This is a genomic window from Streptomyces sp. NBC_00435 (genome assembly GCF_036014235.1).
Taxonomy (GTDB): domain Bacteria; phylum Actinomycetota; class Actinomycetes; order Streptomycetales; family Streptomycetaceae; genus Streptomyces.
Genome location: NZ_CP107924.1, coordinates 7,450,139 through 7,467,382, shown reverse-complemented (window position 1 = coordinate 7,467,382; position 17,244 = coordinate 7,450,139). Strand labels below are relative to the sequence as shown.

Genomic DNA, 17,244 nt, shown 5'->3' with positions numbered 1-17,244 from the left:
CGCCCCGGCCAGTTGTGTCCTGTTCAGCTCACTGGGCGCCATCCGAAGGCTCGTACCAGAGGCTCGCCATCGGGGAGCGCATGGTCCAGCCCAGCGAGGAGTAGAGCGCCCGCCCGTCCGGTGTGCCGACCAGGAGGCCGGTCCTTGCACCGGCCTCGTACGCGGCGCCCTGCAGCGTGCGCATCACCAGGCCGCCGAGACCCTTGCGCCGGTGCTCGGCGGCGGTCTCGACCTGGTCGACCACGGCATGGTCGCCGACCTGGGCGATCTGTCCACGGGCGGCGAAGTGCCCGGCAGGTGTGCGGACCAGTACTCGGCTGACACCGCCCCGGGTCCAGCTGGTGAGCGTGTAACCGGCCGGCACCTCGGGGCGCTCCGACACCAGGTGGCAGGTCATCAGAAACCCGGGAACGTCGCACCGCCACCCCGGCCCGACCCAGGGCAGGACCGCCTGATCCTCGGCGAACAGCTTCAGCCAGGTCCCGGGCGCGCTCGTCGCGGCGACGATCTTGCGCACATCGGCCTCGGAGGGCTCCGGCAGCACGTGCCGGGCGACGTGCTTGGGCTGCCCGACGTCGATCGTCCACCCCCAGGGCTCGTCGATGGGCTCCGAGCCGCCACGGGAGACGACCCAGCCGTCGATCCACATCCGCACGAGCTCACTGATCCTGATGTCCGGCATCGCGGCCCACCCCCCTAAATAGTAATAGTCCGCCACGTGGAGTGAACCTTACTAACCAGGGGCGGGATTTGACCATGGGCTTCTGCGCGCCGCGAGCGGCGCTTTCGCCTCAGTCGACGTCCCCTCAGGTGGGGCGACACTTCAGCAGGGCCAGCCGGGGCCAACGGGTCGCATGTCGGGCAGGCGATGGTCGATCTCGTACCGATCGAGACGCATCCGGAATCTCACCTGTCACATGCCTACCGGCCTTCCGGTTCCGGTGCATATGGTGTGGCTCCGGACCATCCCGGGCCCAGCGCCCTCCCGGCTCCCCACGGGAGGGTTGCCGCGCGCCCGGAGTCAGCCCGGCCCTTGTACGGCCTGGACGTGTCCGGCCTGGTCCACGGTGAGTGCGACCCGCTCGACCTTGCTCACCGCGGCGAGCGCGAGCCACACGATTCCCCACAGCAGACACGTGAACACGGTCAGGATGGCGTGCAGGACGTGGTTCACGGCATCCCCGCGGACCAGTACCGCTTGGGTCTGGGAGCGGGACTCCATGCGCCAGCCGTTGGCGATGTACTGGTTCACGGCCCAGTCGAGGACCATCGTCCGCTGATTGTCGTCGATGGGCTGGCCCGCCGGAGGGTGAAGAAGGGCGTGGGGCGGCTCCAGCGGCACGCCCCAGTGCTGCCATTCGTCACGCTTCGGCATCCGGCTCGCCTCCCCACACCTCGGGTCCGCCGCCCCGCCACATGATCGGCGGCCAGTCCTCCTCGTCGTACCAGCCGGCCCTCCGCAGGAACTCGGCGACGTCCGCCATCGAGTGGGCCAGGCCGAGGACCGAATCGGTCCCGTGGACGTGCGCGACCACCCCCCGGCCGCCGGTCGGGGCGACGGGGTGGACGGTGACCTGCATCTGGTCGGCCATGCCTCCAGCGTGCGCGCGGCAGGCTGGCGGGGCATCCCGGGGTCCGTCCGCTGTCAGGGCGGCCTGGGCCGACTGGCTCGGCGTACCCCGACACCCGCTCTCCGCGCTCGTGGGCGCCGTCGTCGGGCGTGCGCCACCCGGGTACCCCGAGTGGCGCTGCCCGGCTCGCGCGGCACCCCCCCTTCCCCAACGGCTACCGGGGCAGCGGAAGGTGGCGCCGACCGCTCCGCCGCTGCCGTCATCAAGCCTGCCGCAGGCGTGGCCGAGGCCCAGGAGCGGCTTGCCACGGCAGCGTGGACCGCACCCGAGGCACCGATCGCGAACCGACGGCGTATCCCCCGTGGACCACGGGCGCACGGCTTTCGGGGTCAGCCCCGCAGAGCAGCGATGGCCTTCTCGATACGCCGTTGGCGCGTCTCGGGCATCTTCGCGCTCTCGATGGCGCGCACGTGCTCGCGCTTGCGGCTGTACGTGAGGTTGTCGTAGGCCGCGCGGGCGGCCGGGTCCTCGTCCAGAGCCTGAGCGAAGTCCTCGGGCTCGACGACAACGCGCGGCTCGGTGTCGAGCTCCAGCTCGACCTCGACCTCCTCGCCGATCTCAACTTCCGCGGCCCGCCGGTTGGCATGGCTGAGGCCGATCAAATGGCGGCCGCGCAGGAGGGCGACCCGGCTCTTCCAGGAATGCCCGTTGATGGTGATCGTCACCGGGGGTCGCGCGCCCTCGCCGAGCGCTGCCACCACCTCGGACGGCACTTCCAGCCCCCGCATGGGCTCGGGAGGCTCGACATGGGTCCGAAACTTCAAAATCTTCTCCTGTTCGTCCTGCCGGTTCCCCGCGGATCCCGCCCCGGCTCCGATCGCCGCCCGCGCTCCCGCTCCCGCACCGGGGGCAAGGTCGTCCGGGACGGCAGCGGCACGCGCCCTGCCGTCCCGGACGGCCATGAGACAGAGATCGGGGCTACTCCGCGTAGGGCTGGTCGGTTCCTTGGTCGCTGTAGCCGAGACTCCAGATGTATCCGTCCGGGTCGGCGAAGGTGCCACCGTACCCACCCCACGGCAGAGCGCCGGCGGGCTTGAGGACCGTGGCGCCGGCCTTCTGGGCCTCCGCCAGGATCTGGTCGACCCGCGTCTCACTGCGGACGACGTAGGTCAGAACCAGTCCGCTGAAACCACTGCCTTCCTGGTCCGTGCCCACCTGGTCGGCCAGACCCTCGCGACTGTAGAAGCCGACGGGCGAAGCACCGTCCGATTCGAAGAACACCGAGATGCCGAAGTCGTTCTGAATCTTCCAGCCCAGCCCCTCGGTGTAGAACTGCTTGGCCCGGTCCATGTCCCGGACGCCAAGAAGGATCGAGCTGACGTGCGCTTTCATGCCTTGCTCCTGCACTGTTGTGGATGAGTGCCGGACATCCGGGCCAGAGCCCGGATGTCACATCGGCGCGTGTTCGCCGGCCAGTGGTGAGCAGGCTAGAGCCGGCTCCGTGAACGGCGCTTCTCAATTCCTGATCGATCCTGGGTACACCCCGGACATTCACGGACGTGTCACGCGGAGCGCACTCGCTTCCCGCGAAGAGCGGTCACGCCCCGGAACCGGCGGCCGGTGGGTCGTCGGCATGTGGGGCACGTGCCGGTCCAGGTGGCGATGAGGTGTTGGAGGAGGTCCAGGGCCTGGTAGAGGGTCAGGCCCAGGCAGGGGCTTTGGGCCAGGTCCGCCGTTCGGTGAGGAACAGGTGGGTGGCGGTGACGAGGGGGACGGGCCGGTGCGCTGGGTGAAGCAGGTTGGGTCCGCCGATAAATCCCTCGACATCGGTCGCGGTGATCGGGGACGCTTCGCGCGATGACCAGAATCGATGACACGCCGCCCGCGTGGGACGAGCTCACCCAGCTCACCACGTTTCTCGACTACACACGTGACACCGCCCGAGCCAAGTGCGATGGCGTCTCGGCAGAGAACGCTCGCAAGGCGCTCCTGCCGGGCTCGCCGCTGATGACCATGAGCGGAGTGATCAACCACCTCCGCTGGGTCGAGTACTACTGGTTCCAGGTGGTCTTCCTCGGCGAGGAGGACCAGGGTCCCTGGACCGAGGAGGACCCCGACCGCGAGATGCGTATCGCCGTCGACTTCCCAATCACGCAGTTGCTCGACGAATACGCCGAACAGAGCGCCCGCTACCGCGAACTGGTCGGTGGCAACGGCCTGGACGATCAGGCCGAGCGAGCCATCCGCGACGGCCTCCACGTCGACTTGCGCTGGATCCTCCTGCACCTGACCGAGGAGACGGCCCGCCACAACGGCCACCTGGACATCCTGCGCGAGATGCTCGACGGCACGACCGGCGACTAGATCCGGCGGAGATCACGGGCGGAGCCAGAGTCGGATCGAGGCGATGGTGACGGTGACATGGAAGATGTGGCCGCGCCTGTCGAACCTCGTGGTCACTGCCCGGAGTTCTTCGACGCGTTGATCGTTCGCTCAACTTCGTTCCTGCGCCTGTAGATCGTCTTGTCGCCGCCGAGGCGGCCGACACGGATGCGGTCCATGACCGGGATGAGCTTCGGAGCGTCGCCCCACCGGCCCGGAGTGATGAGCAGGGCCGGGAGGCGGCGTCCCCTCACCGGCAAGGTGGATCTTGCCGGTCAGGCCGCCCCGGGAGCACCCCGGTCCCTCGTCGGTCCGGTGCCGCGGGGTGTGCGCCCTTCCCCGGACGCCGGCCCGTCGGTCCTCATCGACGGCTACCGGACACCGGCCGCGATCCGGCGCATGGGCACCACCCGGCTGACCCGCTGACTCCGCGCCCGAGGCGTCCGCACCCCGGAGGAGCTCGCGGCCACGGCGGTTGATGCCGTCGAACAGCAGCACACCGCAGTCCCTGGCCTCCAGCGCGTCTGCTGCATGTCCGCCCTGACCGGCGTCCGCTGCGACCTAAACTCCCGAGCGTTCTACGACCGCAACCGAGTCGAGGGGAAACACCGCACGCAGGCCGTGATCGCCCTCGCCCGTCGCCGAGTCGACGTCCTGTGAGTCCCGATCCGTCACCGGCCCGCTACGCGCTCACGCCACCACTCGCCATAGCATCGCCATGATCATTGGCCTGTGCTGTGCAGTGCTGGGAGAGCCCGTGCCATCCTGTGGCAGTGCTTTTGAGTGATCACATAAACAGTGCCGACCTCCGCCCGCTGCGCTATCAGTTCCCCCTGGTCGGGGGCAGCTCATTTGATGACAATTGGCTTGTCATCGCTGGCACGTTGACGACCGCTGAGGGCAGCTGGTCCTTCTCCGATCCCTGCCTGCTGGTCGATGAAGCACGTGAGGTGGCCGCCTGGTTGCGGGCGGTGGCAGCCGGGACGATGGTTGCGACCGAACCTGATGCCGAAGGCGAGTTGTCCCCGGACACGTGGTTCGTCGAACCGGTCCTTGCCTTTAGCCTCGCCGACCGAAGTGAGGGTGGGGCGCTGCTTCGCATTCACCTGTCTTTGGAAGCGGCGCCCCCGTGGCAACAGGGTGACGACGGAGCGGACATCTACCAATACGTCGTGGAAGTGCGGCTGGATACGGCTGCACTCCTTCACGCGGCTGACCAGTGGGACCTTGCTCTGACATCTTTTCCGACCCGCTGATCAACGCGTCCTGCCTCGACTCGCCGCAACCGGTGCCGCTCCCCAGGCTGCGTGGCCCCCGCCGGTGACGCCCGGCACGGTCGCCCGGGAGCGGCTCCACTCGTTACTCCTCGGGCGTGATGCGCCAGGTGCCGTGACGTACGTCGAGCGTCGCGGTGAGGTCGGCCCGCTGCGGGAACGAGACACCCAGCCGCCACGGGTCTGGCAGGGCGGCCAGCCCGATCGTGACCAGCTCCTCGGTGACGTTGCCCAGGGCTCCGATCCAGTGGGGTGCGGTGGCGATCAGCTGCTCCGGCAACCAGGGCCCGGGCTCGGGAACGCGCGAGGAGGGCTCCTCGATGAGTTCGGCGAGAGCGGAGCCAGCCAGCAGGGTCAGTAGCCGCGCCAGGACCGCAGCCGGTAGGGCAGGGTCGCGGGTCTCCAGCAGCACGTAGCAGTCGTCGTGGCCCGAGAACCAGATCCGGGAGTCTCCCAGGCGGCTCAGGAGCGGTTCGTCGACGCCGCTCGTGCCGAGCACGAGGGCGAGCTCGTCGAGTTGCTCCGGGGTCACGTCGGCGGCCACGTCGATCAGCGTCAGCTCGTACGGCGACCAGGTTCCGTCGAGGAGACGGGGCAGGAGGTCGCGGTCCATCACCAGGAACTCCTCCGCGAGTCCGTTCGTGCCGGCCGCCCACGGTCCGAGAGGGTGGACCCTGCACGGCACGCCGAGCTCTGCCGCGATCAGCGCGGGCCGCAGTGGATGCCAGTCCTCATCCAGGTAGGAGTTGGTCTCCAGCGACACCACCGCCACCGCGTCGTTCGCCACGCCCATGAGCAGGTCGACCAGCTCGCCCGCCTGGGCCGCACCGGCGCTCACCCGCCACAGTCCCTCGGCCTCACGGACGCTGAAGCTCAAGGGGAACGGCTCGCGCTCCATGCCGACACTGTTCACTCCGAACGCGCCCTGCTGCCCGACCTCGATCACTGCCCCACCCCCAGAACCCGCCGGACGCCACTGCGCAGCCCGTACGTATCAATCATCGCCGGTCGGCGGGGCGGTACCGAGGCAACGACGAACACCCAGGGGGAAAGTGGCTCCCACCTGGGCGTTCTACGTTCGTTCCTACTGGACCAGCATGGCAGGGGTGGCAGGAGTCGAACCTGCGACATCTGGTTTTGGAGACCAGCGCTCTGACCAGCTGAGCTACACCCCTTCGGTGGGACCAACCATGTCATGACGCCCGCCGAAGATCCACTGAATTCTGCGGTCAGCCGCGAGAAATTTCATCGCGCGTCCTGGCGCCCGAAGACCGGAGCCAGTCGAGCAGCGACTCGTCCTCGCTGGTCAGAGCCGCGTCGAGCGGGGTCAGCCCGTCGTAGCCGATCCAGTTGATGTCCGCGCCTCGAGACAATAGGTATTGCGCTGTGGACAGTTGACCTCCGTGACAGGCCCCCCAGAAGGCGCTGGTGACCTCCTCGGGAGCGGCTCCCGCGGTGACGAAGGCCTCGACCGGGGCCAGCAGTCCGAGAGTGGCCGCGTCCTGGAGGGTGGGGCGGGCGCCTAGCTCGAGGAGTCTGCGCGCCGCCCGCCACTGCCCGAAGCCGCTCGCGTCGGACAGCGGGCCGCCGCCGCCGAGAACCGAGCCCGGGGCATTGACGTCCGCACCCGATGCGACGAGGGCCTCGATCGCGGTGACGTCGTCGTTGCTCGCGGCCCAGTGCAGCGGGGTCTCGGGGTGTGAGCCGACGAACCGGGCGCCCGGGTCGGCCCCGGCGGCGACGAGGGCACGGATCACCTCCGCGGTCCGGGGGCAGTGGCCGGGCCAGTCCACGGCGATGTGCAGCAGGCTCCGCTCGCCCGCCGCCTCGCCCCGCTTCACGATCCGGCCCCCCGCGAGCCCGGGATTCCCGGCCAGCAACCGCCGGAGTCCGTCCAGGTCTCCGCCGCGGATCGCCGCGGTGACGGCGACGGCGAGCGGATCGTCCGATGGCAGAGCGAGCATGCCGCACAGGCTACGAGGCCCCGACGCCCCCGTACGGATGGCACGAGTGGCGTGTTGACCACCGCCACGCCTTGCGGCCCGCCGCCCGTTCCGCGCTGCGCGAGATCCTCGACCACCTCACGCGGTACACGCGCGCCGGACCGTTCCAGCCCGCGGCCCGGTCGCGTGGTCGGCGGGCCGCCCCTGGCGGTCAATCGCGGCGGATCGCGCCGCCCCCTTGACCCACTGTGGTCCAGACCAATAGTTTCCGCATGCACAGCGCACGCGCCCCGGCACCACTCACCGCATCCGTAAAGGAAGCCCATGCGCCGCAGCATGCTCGGCAGGCTGGCCGTCGCCGCCTGCTCCCTCTCCCTGCTGACCGCCTTCGCGCCCGCCCACGACGGCGCCGGCCACGACGACTCCGGGCACGGCCGCTCGTTCAAGAAGGTCGGCTACTTCACCCAATGGGGCGTCTACGGACGGGACTTCCAGGTCCAGGACCTGGAGAAGAACGGCAGCGCGAGCAAGCTCACGCACATCAACTACGCCTTCGGCAACATCGGCGCGGACGGCAAGTGCTTCACCGGCAACATCCCCGGTGAGGCCGACGCCTGGGCCGACTACGTCCGCCCGCTGGACGCCGAGAACTCCGTGGACGGCGTCGCCGACGACTGGGTTCAGCCGGTCGCCGGCAACTTCAACCAGCTGCGCGAGCTCAAGGCCAAGCACCCCGATCTCAAGGTCCTGCTCTCCCTCGGCGGCTGGAGCTGGTCCACGCACTTCTCGGACGCCGCGCTCACCCCGGCCTCCCGCAAGGCCCTCGTGGCCTCCTGCATCGACCTCTACATCAAGGGCAACCTCCCGCAGGACGGCAGCCGCGGCGGCGCCGGTTCGGCCGCCGGGATCTTCGACGGGTTCGACATCGACTGGGAGTGGCCCGGTTCGGCAGGCGACTCCGACACCACCTACCGCCCCGAGGACAAGAAGAACTTCGCCGCCCTGGTCGGCGAGTTCCGTTCGCAGCTCGACACCTACTCCCGCGCCCAGAAGCGGAAGTCGAAGTACGAGCTGTCCGCCTTCGTCCCGACCGCCCCCGCCAAGATCGACGCGGGCTTCGACGTCCGCCGGATCATGCGCGACCTCGACTTCGTGACCCTCCAGGGCTACGACTTCCACGTCTCCGGAGAGAAGACCACCGCCCAGCAGTCCGCGCTGTACGCGAGGAACGACTTCAGCGTCGACGGCACCGTGGACGCCTGGCTGCGGCGCGGCGCGCCCGCGAACAAGCTCGTGATGGGCATGCCGTTCTACGGGCAGGGCTGGACCGGCGTCAGCGGCGGCGGCGACGGCATGGGCCAGCCCGCGACGGGTCCGGCGCCGGCCACCTGGTCGGCCGGGTACGAGGACTACAAGGCGCTGAGGAAGCTGGCCGATTCGGGCGCGTACAAGGTCTACCGGGACCGGCGCGCCGGCAGCGCCTGGCTGTTCGACGGCACCACCCTGTGGACGTACGACGACCCGACGGTGCTGCGCGCCAAGACCCGGTACATCCGCGAAGAGGGCCTCGGCGGCGCGATGTTCTGGTCCCTGGACGCGGACACCGCCGACGGCGAGCTCATGACCGCGGTCGACCAGGGCCTGCGCGGCCACTGACCGGCCCCCCGAACCGCGCCGCCGGGCCGTGGAAATTGACCCGTCCCGGCGGCGCCCCAACCCATACGCTCCCCCGCATGAAGGCGACAACGGTACGGGCGGTCAACTCACTCACCTCGCGCTGGGCCGGACACGCGGCCGCGGGCGGCGCGGGCACGGCGTTCACGGCCGCCGGGGTCTGGCCGCTGCTCGCCCTCCTCGCCGACGGCGCCACCGGCCCGGCCCGCACCGAGCTGGAACAAGCCCTCGGGACACCCGCCGGAGACGCGGCCGGGGCGGCGCGGGAGCTGCTGACCGCGCTGGACGGCGTACGGGGCCTGCGCGCGGCCACCGGCCTGTGGGCGCGGCGGGACCTCCCGCTGCAGGAGCGCTGGTCGGAGCTGCTCCCCGCCGGCACCCGGGGGTCCCTGACCGGCGACGGGGACACCGACCGCAAGGCTCTGGACACCTGGGCCGCCGACCGTACCGGCGGCCTCATCGAGCGAATGCCGGCCGACGTCGGCCCGGACACGCGCTTCGTCCTCGCCTCCGCGCTGGCGCTCGGTCTGCGGTGGATCCGGCCCTTCACGCCCCGGGCGGCGTGGATCGGCGAGGGCCCCTGGGCCGGTGGTGCCGTACTCGGCCTGTTCCGCACCACCTCCCTCCTGGACCGGGTCCGCGTGGCACGGGCGCCCACAGGGCCGGTGACCCTGCTGGAAGTGGTGGGCGACGGCGGCGTGGACGTCCACCTCGTCCTCGGCGAGCCGCAGGCCCCGCCCGGCCAGACCCTGCGGACCGGTATCGCGGCCGTCACCCGCGCCATCGCTTCGACGGGCGCGAGCACGCTCCCCGAGGGCGACCCGGGGCCGGGCCTGCACATCGGGCAAGTGCCCTCGACGGACCGCCGGCACCTGCTGCGCATCAGTACGGTGGCCTTCGAGGTGAGGGGCGAGCACGATCTCATGGCGCACCCCGAACCGTTCGGGCTGGCGAGCGCCTCGGACCAGGGCAGGGGTCATTTCCCGGGCATCAGTGCCGAGCCTCTGGCCATCGGCTCGGCCCGGCAGACGGCCATGGCGCGCTTCCACGCCGAAGGCTTCGAAGCCGCCGCGGTGACCGCTGCCGCCATCGCATCGGCCGGGCCCGGTCCCCGGCTGAGGTACCGAGTCCGCCGGGCCGAGGTCGCCTTCCACCGCCCCTTCGGCTTTCTCGCCGTCCACCGGGCCTCCCGCCTGGTCCTCGCCGGGGGCTGGGTCGCGGACCCCGTCCCGTACGAGGAGAGGGAACTCTCGGAGGAGGAGAAGTCGGCGGAGGAGGAACGGGCCGATTCCGGACCGGAGGAGTGGGGTGGCGCCGCCCGGGGCAGGTCCGCGCTCTGACCTGGGGCTCTTTGCCGGCCGGGGCACGGGCCGGGATACGCTCACCCGATGACTTCGGACCAAACCCCCACCGGCGCGACCGCGGACAGGACCACCGCGGCCGATTCCGGCACCTGGCGGCTCGGCGACCTCACGGTCCGCCGCATCGGCTTCGGAGCGATGCGCCTCACGCACCTCGCCGACGGCACACCAAGCGACCGGGACCGGGTGACCGGGGTGCTGAGGCGGGCGGTCGAGCTGGGTGTCAACCACATCGACACCGCCTCCTTCTACTTCTCCTCGACGCGCTCCGCCAACGAGCTCATCAGCCGGGCCCTGGCCCCCTACGCCGACGAGCTGGTCATCACGACCAAGGTCGGGCCGGGCCGCGACCCGTCCGGGAACTGGTGGTGGGCCACCCCCGAGCAGCTGCGCGGGCAGGTCGAGGAGAATCTGCGCCAGCTCGGCCGCGACCACCTGGACGTCGTCAACCTGCGTGCCCCGCGGGGGCGGACGGCCGATTCGATCGCCGAGCACTTCGGGGCACTCGCGGAGCTGCGCACGGCCGGGCTGATCCGCCACCTGGGCGTGTCCAACGTACGGCCGGAGCAGCTGGCCGAGGCGCGCGCCATCGCGCCCGTGGTGTGCGTGCAGAACGCGTACGGGATCGGCTCCCCGGCCGGGGAGCACGCCTTCCTCGACGCGTGCGGCGAGCAGGGCATCGCCTTCGTCCCCTTCTTCGCGATCGCCGGAGCGGGGAGGGAGACCGGAGTGGTCACCGAGGACGGTCCGGCGGTACGCGGACTCGCGCGGGCCCACGGCGTCTCCCCCGCCCAACTGCGCCTCGCGTGGACCCTGAGCCGGGGCGCGCACGTCCTGGCCATCCCTGGCACCGGTAACCCCGAGCACCTGGTCGAGAACGTCGCCGCCGGAGCCCTGCGACTGTCCCCCGAGGAAATCGCCCTGCTCGAAGCGGCGTAGGCCGCCGGGCGCCCGAACGCGCGGGGCCCCGGTCCGGGAACGCGCCCGGGCCGGGGCCCCCGCGGCGCCGTACGGGTGCGTTGCCCGTACGGGATCCGCGGGATCGCGCGGACCGGCTTCACGCCGTGCGCGCCGGCGCCTGCCCCGTTCGTCGGAGGTGCTCGTGGTGTGCGGCCGCCAGGGCCGCCGTCTCCGCGAAGGCGGGGACGTACCCGGTGCCGCCTCGGCCGGACACGGAGAGGCAGGCGGCGGCCGTGGCGTGGGCGAGCGCGTCCGCGAGGGTGTCGCCCAGCGCGAGCCGCGCGGTGGCGGTGCCGGTGAAGCAGTCTCCGGCGCCGGTCGCGTCGACGGGGTCGGGGTTGACGGGGACCGGGAGGTACCGCGCCCCCGTTCCGGCGTCCAGCAGCAGCCGGTCGGCGCCCGCGGTGACCACGACGGTACGGGCGCCCAGTGCCCGGTAGCGGGCGGCGGCCTCGGCCGGGTCGTCGGCGTCGACCAGTGCCAGCGCGTCGGCCGGGCAGGAGGTCTTCAGCAGTCCGGTGAGCGGGGCGATGCGGGCCAGCAGGGAGCGGGCCTCGGCGCGACCGGTGAGCCGTGCGCGGAAGTTGGGGTCGTAGGAGAGGTGTCCGCCGGCCGCGTGGACGGTCTCGGCGGCGAGGAGCACGGCGTCGCGGCTGCCCGGTGACAGGGCGCCGGTGATGCCGCTGGTGATGAGGGCCGTGCAGCCGGTCAGCAACTCCCGCCAGGACTCCACGTGTTCCACGCGGAGGGTGGAGCCGGCGCTGCCGGTGCGCCAGTACACGAACTCGCGGTCGCCCTCGGTGTCGGCGCAGAGCAGATAGGCACCGTTGGGGCGCGGGGCCCGGCGTACGTGGGAGACGTCGATGCCGAGTTCGGCGGCGCGGGCCAGCAGCGGAACGCTCAGCTCGTCTTCGCCGACGACGGCCAGCAGGGCGGTGCGGGCTCCGGCCGCGGCGGCGGCGGCCGCGGCGTTGAGGGCGTCACCGGAGTAGGAGACGCGGGCGGCGGTGCCGTCGGCCGCGTCCCGCAGGACGGTGTCCGTGTGGATCTCGACGAGCACCTCACCGAGGACGAGTACGTCGTAGCCCCCCGAGGGGGCCGGGGCTGCGGGTCGCGTCACGGCCGGCGCTCCGTACCGCTGCGGTCCGCGACCTCCGCAAGGTCCTCGAAGTCCGCGCGGTACCCGCGGTCCGCGAAGTCCGCGCAGTCCCCGCAACAGGGCCGGGCGAGACCGGCGAAGACGGCGGTCAGTTCTCCCGGGTCGGCCGGCAGGCCGTCGCCTATCCCGACGGCGGCGGCTCCCGCGTCGAGCCAGTCGCCGATCTCGCCCGGCTGGATTCCGCCGGTCGGGATGATCAGGGCGTCGGGGAGGACCGCCTTGAGGGAGCGGATGAACCGGGGGCCGCCCACATGGGCGGGGAACACCTTCGCGGCGCCACCCGACCGGACGGCGGAGGCGATCTCGCCCGGGGTGAAGCCGCCCTCGATGAAGGTGGCTCCGCGCTCCCGCGCGACCTCGCGGACCTCGGGGGCCGGATAGGGGGAGACGAGGAAGACGGCGCCCGCGTCGAGGGCGGTCCGCGCGGCCCCGCCGGTGGTGACGGTGCCGACTCCGATGAGGGCGGGGCGGCCGTGCGCGTCGGTGAGCGGCGCGGTGCGGGCCACCGCCCCGGCCCAGCCCGGGGTGGAGGTGGTGAGTTCGACGACCCGGCACCCGGCGGCCAGCAGGGCCCGGGTGCGGCGGACGGCCTCGTCGGCGTCGGCCTCGCGCAGGACCGGCAGCAGTCGCTGCGCGGTGATGGCCGCATACGGGTGACAGGACAAAGGACCCTCCATTTGTTCCACGTAGTGGAACTTGGTATCGTGTAACGGAACTCCCGCCCCAGACCATACCCACCTTTGGAGATCACGTGTCCACGGACGAGGGACCCGAGAGCGAGGAGACCGCGAGCGCCGGGCGCGGCGGCCGGACCTCCACCGCGGGCACGGCGCTGGAGAAGTCGATGCGGATCCTGGAGGCCGTGGCCGCCCCCGGCGGCCCGCACCGGCTCACCGATGTCACGGCGGCGGCGGCCGTGCCGAAGTCGAGCGCCTTCCGCATCCTGGCCTCGCTGGTCGAGCAGGGCTTCGTACGCTCCGAGGGCGACAGCCGCTACGGCGTCGGCCCCCGGCTGCGCGCACTGTCCGCCCTGGTCAGCGGCGGGGAACCGGCCAGCATCGAGCAGATCCTGGGTGAGCTCCAGGAAGCCACCGGTCAGGCGGTCCATCTCGCCCTGCACAGCGGCGAGACCATCACCTACATCCGGAAGCTGGAGAGCGAACAGCCCTTCCAGACGGCCTCGCGGGTCGGTATGCGGATGCCGCTGCACAGCACCGCGATCGGCAAGGGCATCCTGGCCCACCTGCCGCGGGCCGAGGTCCGCGAGCTGATCTCGGCCACCGGGCTGCCGCGGCGCGCGCCCCGCACGCTCACGACGTCGGAGGCCCTGGAGGCGGAGCTGGAGACCGTGCGGGCGCGGGGGTTCGCGGTGGACGACGAGGAGAACGAGGCGACCATCCGCTGCATCGGGGCCGCGATCCTGGGACCGCGGGGCCGCCCGGTCGGCGGCGTCAGCATCACCACCGTCACCTTCCTGGTCTCGCGCACGGAGCTCGAGGCCTACGCGCCGGCCCTGCTGGCGGCCACGCGGGCGCTGGCCCCGCTGCTGTAGCCGCGGCCCACCCGGCGCCACCCTCCGGCGGCTGCCACCCGATGGTCACTGCGGTCCGGCCCCGCCCCGCCCGGCGACCCGGGCCAGCAGCTCCCGGGCCGTCCGCAGGTGCCGGTGGCCCGGCTCCAGGACGGACTCGGCCCGTGCCAGGGCGCCGGTCAGCACGGCGCCCGCCTCGAGGGCCCGGTCCTGGGCCAGCAGGGCGCGGGCCCATTCCAGCCGGGAGTAGAACACGTGCGGGTGGTCCTCGCCGAGCGCCCGGGTCCGGTCGGCCGTGAGCTCCGCCCAGGCCCCGGCCGCCTCGGCGGTGCGTCCGGCGCGGGCGGCCAGCGCCGCCAGACTGCCCCGGACGGCCAGGGTGTGCGGATCGTCGGGCCCGATCCCCTCGGCGGCCTCGGCCTCGGCCAGCAGCAGCGCCAGCTCCCGTTCGGCCCCGGCCGGATCACCCGGCCGGAACCAGATCAGGCTGCGCCGGGTCGCCAGTACCTGCGGATGCCCGGGGCCGTGCACGCGCAGCCGGTCGGCCAGCAGCGCCTCCAACTGGCTTGCCGCCGCCCGGGGATCGCCGGCCTCCCCCGTGGAGTAGGCCAGCTGGTGTCGGGCCGCCAGGGTGTCCGGGTGGTCGGGCCCCAGCACCTCCCGGACGTCCTCGAGCAGCTCCGCGAACCGGGCCGCGGCCGCCCGGTGGTTCCCGGACTCCCCTACGAAGAAGGCGAGCTGGTGCCGGGCCGCCAGGGTGTCCGGGTGCCGCGGACCGAGCCGGCCGGTGCGCCGGCGGGCGATCGCGGCCAGGTCCGCGGCAGCCCTGCGCGGCCTCCCGGAGTCCCCGACGGCGATGGCCAGCGGCAGTTCGGCTCCGGACACCCCGCCGCGCGCGGCGAGGTCGAGGGCTTCGACGGCCCGGGCGAGACGGCCTTCCTGGTGGGCGACGAGCCCCATGTCATAGGCGTCGGCGGGCTCCACCCGGACCAGCAGCCCGTGCCACAGATGATCGGGAACCGGGCCGTGGCCCGGCGCGTTCAACAGGTAGTCGAACGCGGTGAATCCGGCGCCGTAGTTGCCGATCAGCAGCCCGCTCGTGGCGTAGGCGGCCGCGCACGCCCAGTCCATCGCTTCCGCGAAGGGCTCGGGCTGGAGGTCGCCCCCGCCGCGGGCCGCCAGGTAGGGGGTGTGCAGCTCGCGCAGCCACTCGCGGCTCACCGGGCGGCGCAGTCCGGCCCGGCGGCAGTCCACCGCCGCCGCGACCACGGCCGCTCCGCGCGGATTGGCTCCCGGAGCCCAGCCGTTCTCCCAGGAGGCCAGCAGTTCGGGACCGGCCGCCAGCACCTCGGCGACCCCGAACCGCTCCCCCGCACGCAGCGCGGCCCCGATCCTCGGATCGCCCCGGTGGGCGGCGGCCCGGCGGCGCTCGCCCCCGGACCAGTGCCGGGGCAGCCGGATGACGGCGGCCTGCTGGAGCAGGTCGCGCTGGGCCCGCCAGGCGTCCCGGTCGGAGCCGGTGAGCCGGCTCTCCTCGCGCGCGTCGTAGCGCCGGTATTCCTGGACCCGCATCGTCGCGATCACCACCGCCGTGCGCAGGGAGGCCAGTTGTACGGAGCTCAGGCCGCCCGCGCCGAGGTGGTCCTCCAGGTCGTCCAGCCACAGCACGGCGCGCCGCCGCCGCGCGGCGATCCGTACCGCCTCGGGCAGCGCGGCGCGCGAGAGCGGGCGCACGAAGGCGTGGCCGGGGTAGCGGGTGCGCACCACCTCGTAGGCGAGCCGGGTCTTGCCCGCCGTTGACTCCCCCACCACGAGGACGAAGCGGGCCCGCTCCAGGGCCGCGCGCAGCTCCGGCTCGGCGTCGCGCTCGATGTACGCGGGAGGGGTGGCCGGGGCCTCGGCCGGGTGGGCTCCGGCCAGTTCGGGCCGGTCCAGGTGGCGCAGCAGCGGAATCCGGCCGCGCTCCGTGCGCAGCACCTCCCCCGCGGCACCGGCGTCGGAGCCCTCCCCCGGCGGCCGCATCCGCTCGGCCGCCAGTCCCGACAGCGTGGTGACGGCCGCGCCGATCCCGGCGGCCCAGGGCCCCGAGGTCCACACCGTGGCCAGCGCCACCGCGCCCGCGCCGAGCCCGACCGCGCCGAGGTACGCGACCCAGCCCCGCGCCCGGCCGGTTCCCCGCAAGAGCAACGCCGACATGCCGCCCCCAACACGTCCCGTGGGAGCCCCATTGTCACCCCGGACCCGGATCCGGACACCCCAACGGACGGACCGGGAAAGGACGTACGCGGGACCCTGGGGCCGTGGGGTCGGGGACCCCGGTGTCAGTACGTCACGAACACCCGCCGGGCCGGGCCGTCCACCCGGATGCGGCCCCCCACGGGGATCACGACCTGCGGGTCGGTGTGCCCGAGGTCCACGTCGAAGACGGCCATCGTGCCGGGGGCGTACTCGCGCAGGGCCCGTAGTACGGCCTCGCGCTGCTCGCTGCGGTAGCGCTCCCGTTCCCCGGCGCCGAAGCGGTTCTCGAACGACCAGCTCCTCGCCCGGCCCATCAGCAGGGCGGGGAACTGCCCCAGCAGCCCGCGCTCGCCCATGCCGCGCAGGATCCAGTAGACCTCCCGGGCCCGCGGCATGTCCTCCGAGGTCTCCAGGAAGAGCACGCCGCCCGCGTACTCCCCGGCGGGCCGCACCGCGCGGCCGGCCATCAGCAGCCAGGAGATGATCTCCAGGTTGCCGCCCCAGCCGATCCCCTCGACCACCCGGTCGGCGTTGTGCCAGGTCCAGCCGGCCGCCGGCTCCAGCTCCGGTTCGCCGTCGAAGGTGCGCGGGTCCTCCCAGGAGCCGTTGACGTCCCCGCTGGCGGTGGCGGGGGTGAGCTCGTACTCGCCCGAGGTGAACAGTGCCGCCCGCAGGGAGTCGGCCGTCATCGGGTGCAGCGCGCCGGGCCGTCCGAGCTCGACCATCACCGAGCCCCCGTGGTAGCCGACCAGCCCCAGGTCCCGCAGGTACAGGAGCAGGTTGGTGTTGTCGCTGTAGCCGAAGAACGGCTTGGGGTTGGCGCGCAGCAGATCCGCGTCGAGGTGCGGGAGCACGGTGATCTGGTCCTCCCCGCCGATGCTGGCGATCACCGCCTTGATCCCGGGGTCCGCGAAGGCCGCGTGGATGTCGGCGGCCCGCTCCTCGGGCGTCGCGCCCATCGTGCGGGTCGTCGGGTACTCAACCGGCTTCAGCCCGAACTCGTCCCGGAGCCTGCGCAGCCCCAGCTCGTACGGGTGCGGGAAGAGCGCGGGCAGACCGGCCGAGGGGGAAAGCACCGCGACCCGGTCTCCGGGACGCGGCTTGGCGGGGTAGCGGGGAGCTGTCATCCAGTGATCTTAGGAAGGCCTGCT

The 17,244-nt window shown here is 72.6% G+C and carries 17 protein-coding genes, 1 tRNA gene and 1 pseudogene; 6 read left to right on the top strand and 13 right to left on the bottom strand.

Annotated elements, in window-relative coordinates; translation table 11 throughout:
* Positions 1 to 28: 28 nt before the first annotated feature.
* From OG389_RS33690 to OG389_RS33670, 5 genes are all read right to left on the bottom strand, one after another.
* Complete coding sequence (locus OG389_RS33690; protein ID WP_328302708.1) at positions 29 to 682, bottom strand: GNAT family N-acetyltransferase; 654 nt, start codon at positions 680 to 682, stop codon at positions 29 to 31.
* 339 nt (positions 683 to 1,021) lie between these two features.
* A complete protein-coding gene (locus OG389_RS33685) occupies positions 1,022 to 1,375 on the bottom strand; it encodes a hypothetical protein (RefSeq protein WP_328302706.1) in 354 nt (117 codons plus the stop codon).
* The gene (locus OG389_RS33680; RefSeq protein WP_328302704.1) at positions 1,362 to 1,592 is read right to left on the bottom strand and encodes a hypothetical protein; all 231 of its coding nucleotides are present in this window, start codon (positions 1,590 to 1,592) and stop codon (positions 1,362 to 1,364) included. Before OG389_RS33680 ends, OG389_RS33685 begins: the two co-directional genes overlap by 14 nt.
* Before the next feature lie 368 nt (positions 1,593 to 1,960).
* Complete coding sequence (locus OG389_RS33675; RefSeq protein WP_328302702.1) at positions 1,961 to 2,395, bottom strand: YdeI/OmpD-associated family protein; 435 nt, start codon at positions 2,393 to 2,395, stop codon at positions 1,961 to 1,963.
* A 154-nt stretch (positions 2,396 to 2,549) separates the two neighbouring features.
* Positions 2,550 to 2,963 (bottom strand): VOC family protein, encoded by a 414-nt coding sequence (locus OG389_RS33670; protein WP_328302700.1) that lies wholly within the window; start codon positions 2,961 to 2,963, stop codon positions 2,550 to 2,552.
* 465 nt (positions 2,964 to 3,428) lie between these two features.
* Here OG389_RS33670 and OG389_RS33665 point away from each other — a divergent pair, with 465 nt between their 5' ends.
* Complete coding sequence (locus OG389_RS33665) at positions 3,429 to 3,935, top strand: DinB family protein (RefSeq protein WP_328302698.1); 507 nt, start codon at positions 3,429 to 3,431, stop codon at positions 3,933 to 3,935.
* Positions 3,936 to 3,947: 12 nt separating this feature from the next.
* On the opposite strand, the pseudogene OG389_RS33660 reads toward OG389_RS33665, so the two are convergent.
* Positions 3,948 to 4,310, bottom strand: a pseudogene (locus OG389_RS33660) (IS5/IS1182 family transposase); the annotation flags it as partial.
* 416 nt (positions 4,311 to 4,726) lie between these two features.
* Between OG389_RS33660 and OG389_RS33655 the strand changes: the two are divergent.
* A complete protein-coding gene (locus OG389_RS33655) occupies positions 4,727 to 5,209 on the top strand; it encodes a WapI family immunity protein (protein WP_328302696.1) in 483 nt (160 codons plus the stop codon).
* A gap of 103 nt (positions 5,210 to 5,312) precedes the next feature.
* Here the strand turns inward: OG389_RS33655 and OG389_RS33650 are convergent, their stop codons facing one another.
* The 3 genes from OG389_RS33650 to OG389_RS33640 form a co-directional block, all read right to left on the bottom strand.
* On the bottom strand, positions 5,313 to 6,173 hold the full coding sequence (locus OG389_RS33650; RefSeq protein ID WP_328302694.1) for a hypothetical protein: 861 nt from the start codon (positions 6,171 to 6,173) through the stop codon (positions 5,313 to 5,315).
* Positions 6,174 to 6,325: 152 nt separating this feature from the next.
* Positions 6,326 to 6,402: transfer RNA gene (locus OG389_RS33645), tRNA-Trp, on the bottom strand.
* A 54-nt stretch (positions 6,403 to 6,456) separates the two neighbouring features.
* Entirely contained in the window at positions 6,457 to 7,191 is a 735-nt protein-coding gene (locus OG389_RS33640) for an ankyrin repeat domain-containing protein (protein ID WP_328302692.1), read from the bottom strand.
* 303 nt (positions 7,192 to 7,494) lie between these two features.
* On the opposite strand from OG389_RS33640, the gene OG389_RS33635 reads away from it, so the two are divergent.
* The 3 genes from OG389_RS33635 to OG389_RS33625 all read left to right on the top strand — a co-directional run bounded on the left by OG389_RS33635 (position 7,495) and on the right by OG389_RS33625 (position 11,144).
* Complete coding sequence (locus OG389_RS33635; RefSeq protein WP_328302690.1) at positions 7,495 to 8,826, top strand: glycoside hydrolase family 18 protein; 1,332 nt, start codon at positions 7,495 to 7,497, stop codon at positions 8,824 to 8,826.
* A 77-nt stretch (positions 8,827 to 8,903) separates the two neighbouring features.
* A complete protein-coding gene (locus tag OG389_RS33630; RefSeq protein WP_328302687.1) occupies positions 8,904 to 10,184 on the top strand; it encodes a serpin family protein in 1,281 nt (426 codons plus the stop codon).
* Between the two features lie 48 nt (positions 10,185 to 10,232).
* Complete coding sequence (locus OG389_RS33625) at positions 10,233 to 11,144, top strand: aldo/keto reductase (protein WP_328302685.1); 912 nt, start codon at positions 10,233 to 10,235, stop codon at positions 11,142 to 11,144.
* A gap of 118 nt (positions 11,145 to 11,262) precedes the next feature.
* Here the strand turns inward: OG389_RS33625 and OG389_RS33620 are convergent, their stop codons facing one another.
* Together OG389_RS33620 and OG389_RS33615 are read right to left on the bottom strand one after the other, a co-directional pair.
* On the bottom strand, positions 11,263 to 12,285 hold the full coding sequence (locus OG389_RS33620; RefSeq protein ID WP_328302683.1) for a PfkB family carbohydrate kinase: 1,023 nt from the start codon (positions 12,283 to 12,285) through the stop codon (positions 11,263 to 11,265).
* A complete protein-coding gene (locus tag OG389_RS33615) occupies positions 12,282 to 12,989 on the bottom strand; it encodes a bifunctional 4-hydroxy-2-oxoglutarate aldolase/2-dehydro-3-deoxy-phosphogluconate aldolase (RefSeq protein WP_328302681.1) in 708 nt (235 codons plus the stop codon). The genes OG389_RS33620 and OG389_RS33615 overlap by 4 nt, the downstream gene beginning before the upstream one ends.
* 86 nt (positions 12,990 to 13,075) lie before the next feature.
* Between OG389_RS33615 and OG389_RS33610 the strand changes: the two genes are divergently transcribed.
* Entirely contained in the window at positions 13,076 to 13,876 is an 801-nt protein-coding gene (locus OG389_RS33610; protein ID WP_328302679.1) for an IclR family transcriptional regulator, read from the top strand.
* A gap of 45 nt (positions 13,877 to 13,921) precedes the next feature.
* On the opposite strand, the gene OG389_RS33605 is transcribed toward OG389_RS33610, so the two are convergent.
* Together OG389_RS33605 and OG389_RS33600 are read right to left on the bottom strand one after the other, a co-directional pair.
* The gene (locus OG389_RS33605; protein ID WP_328302677.1) at positions 13,922 to 16,051 is read right to left on the bottom strand and encodes a tetratricopeptide repeat protein; all 2,130 of its coding nucleotides are present in this window, start codon (positions 16,049 to 16,051) and stop codon (positions 13,922 to 13,924) included.
* Positions 16,052 to 16,176: 125 nt separating this feature from the next.
* On the bottom strand, positions 16,177 to 17,220 hold the full coding sequence (locus OG389_RS33600) for a S66 family peptidase (protein WP_328302675.1): 1,044 nt from the start codon (positions 17,218 to 17,220) through the stop codon (positions 16,177 to 16,179).
* Positions 17,221 to 17,244 lie beyond the last annotated feature (24 nt).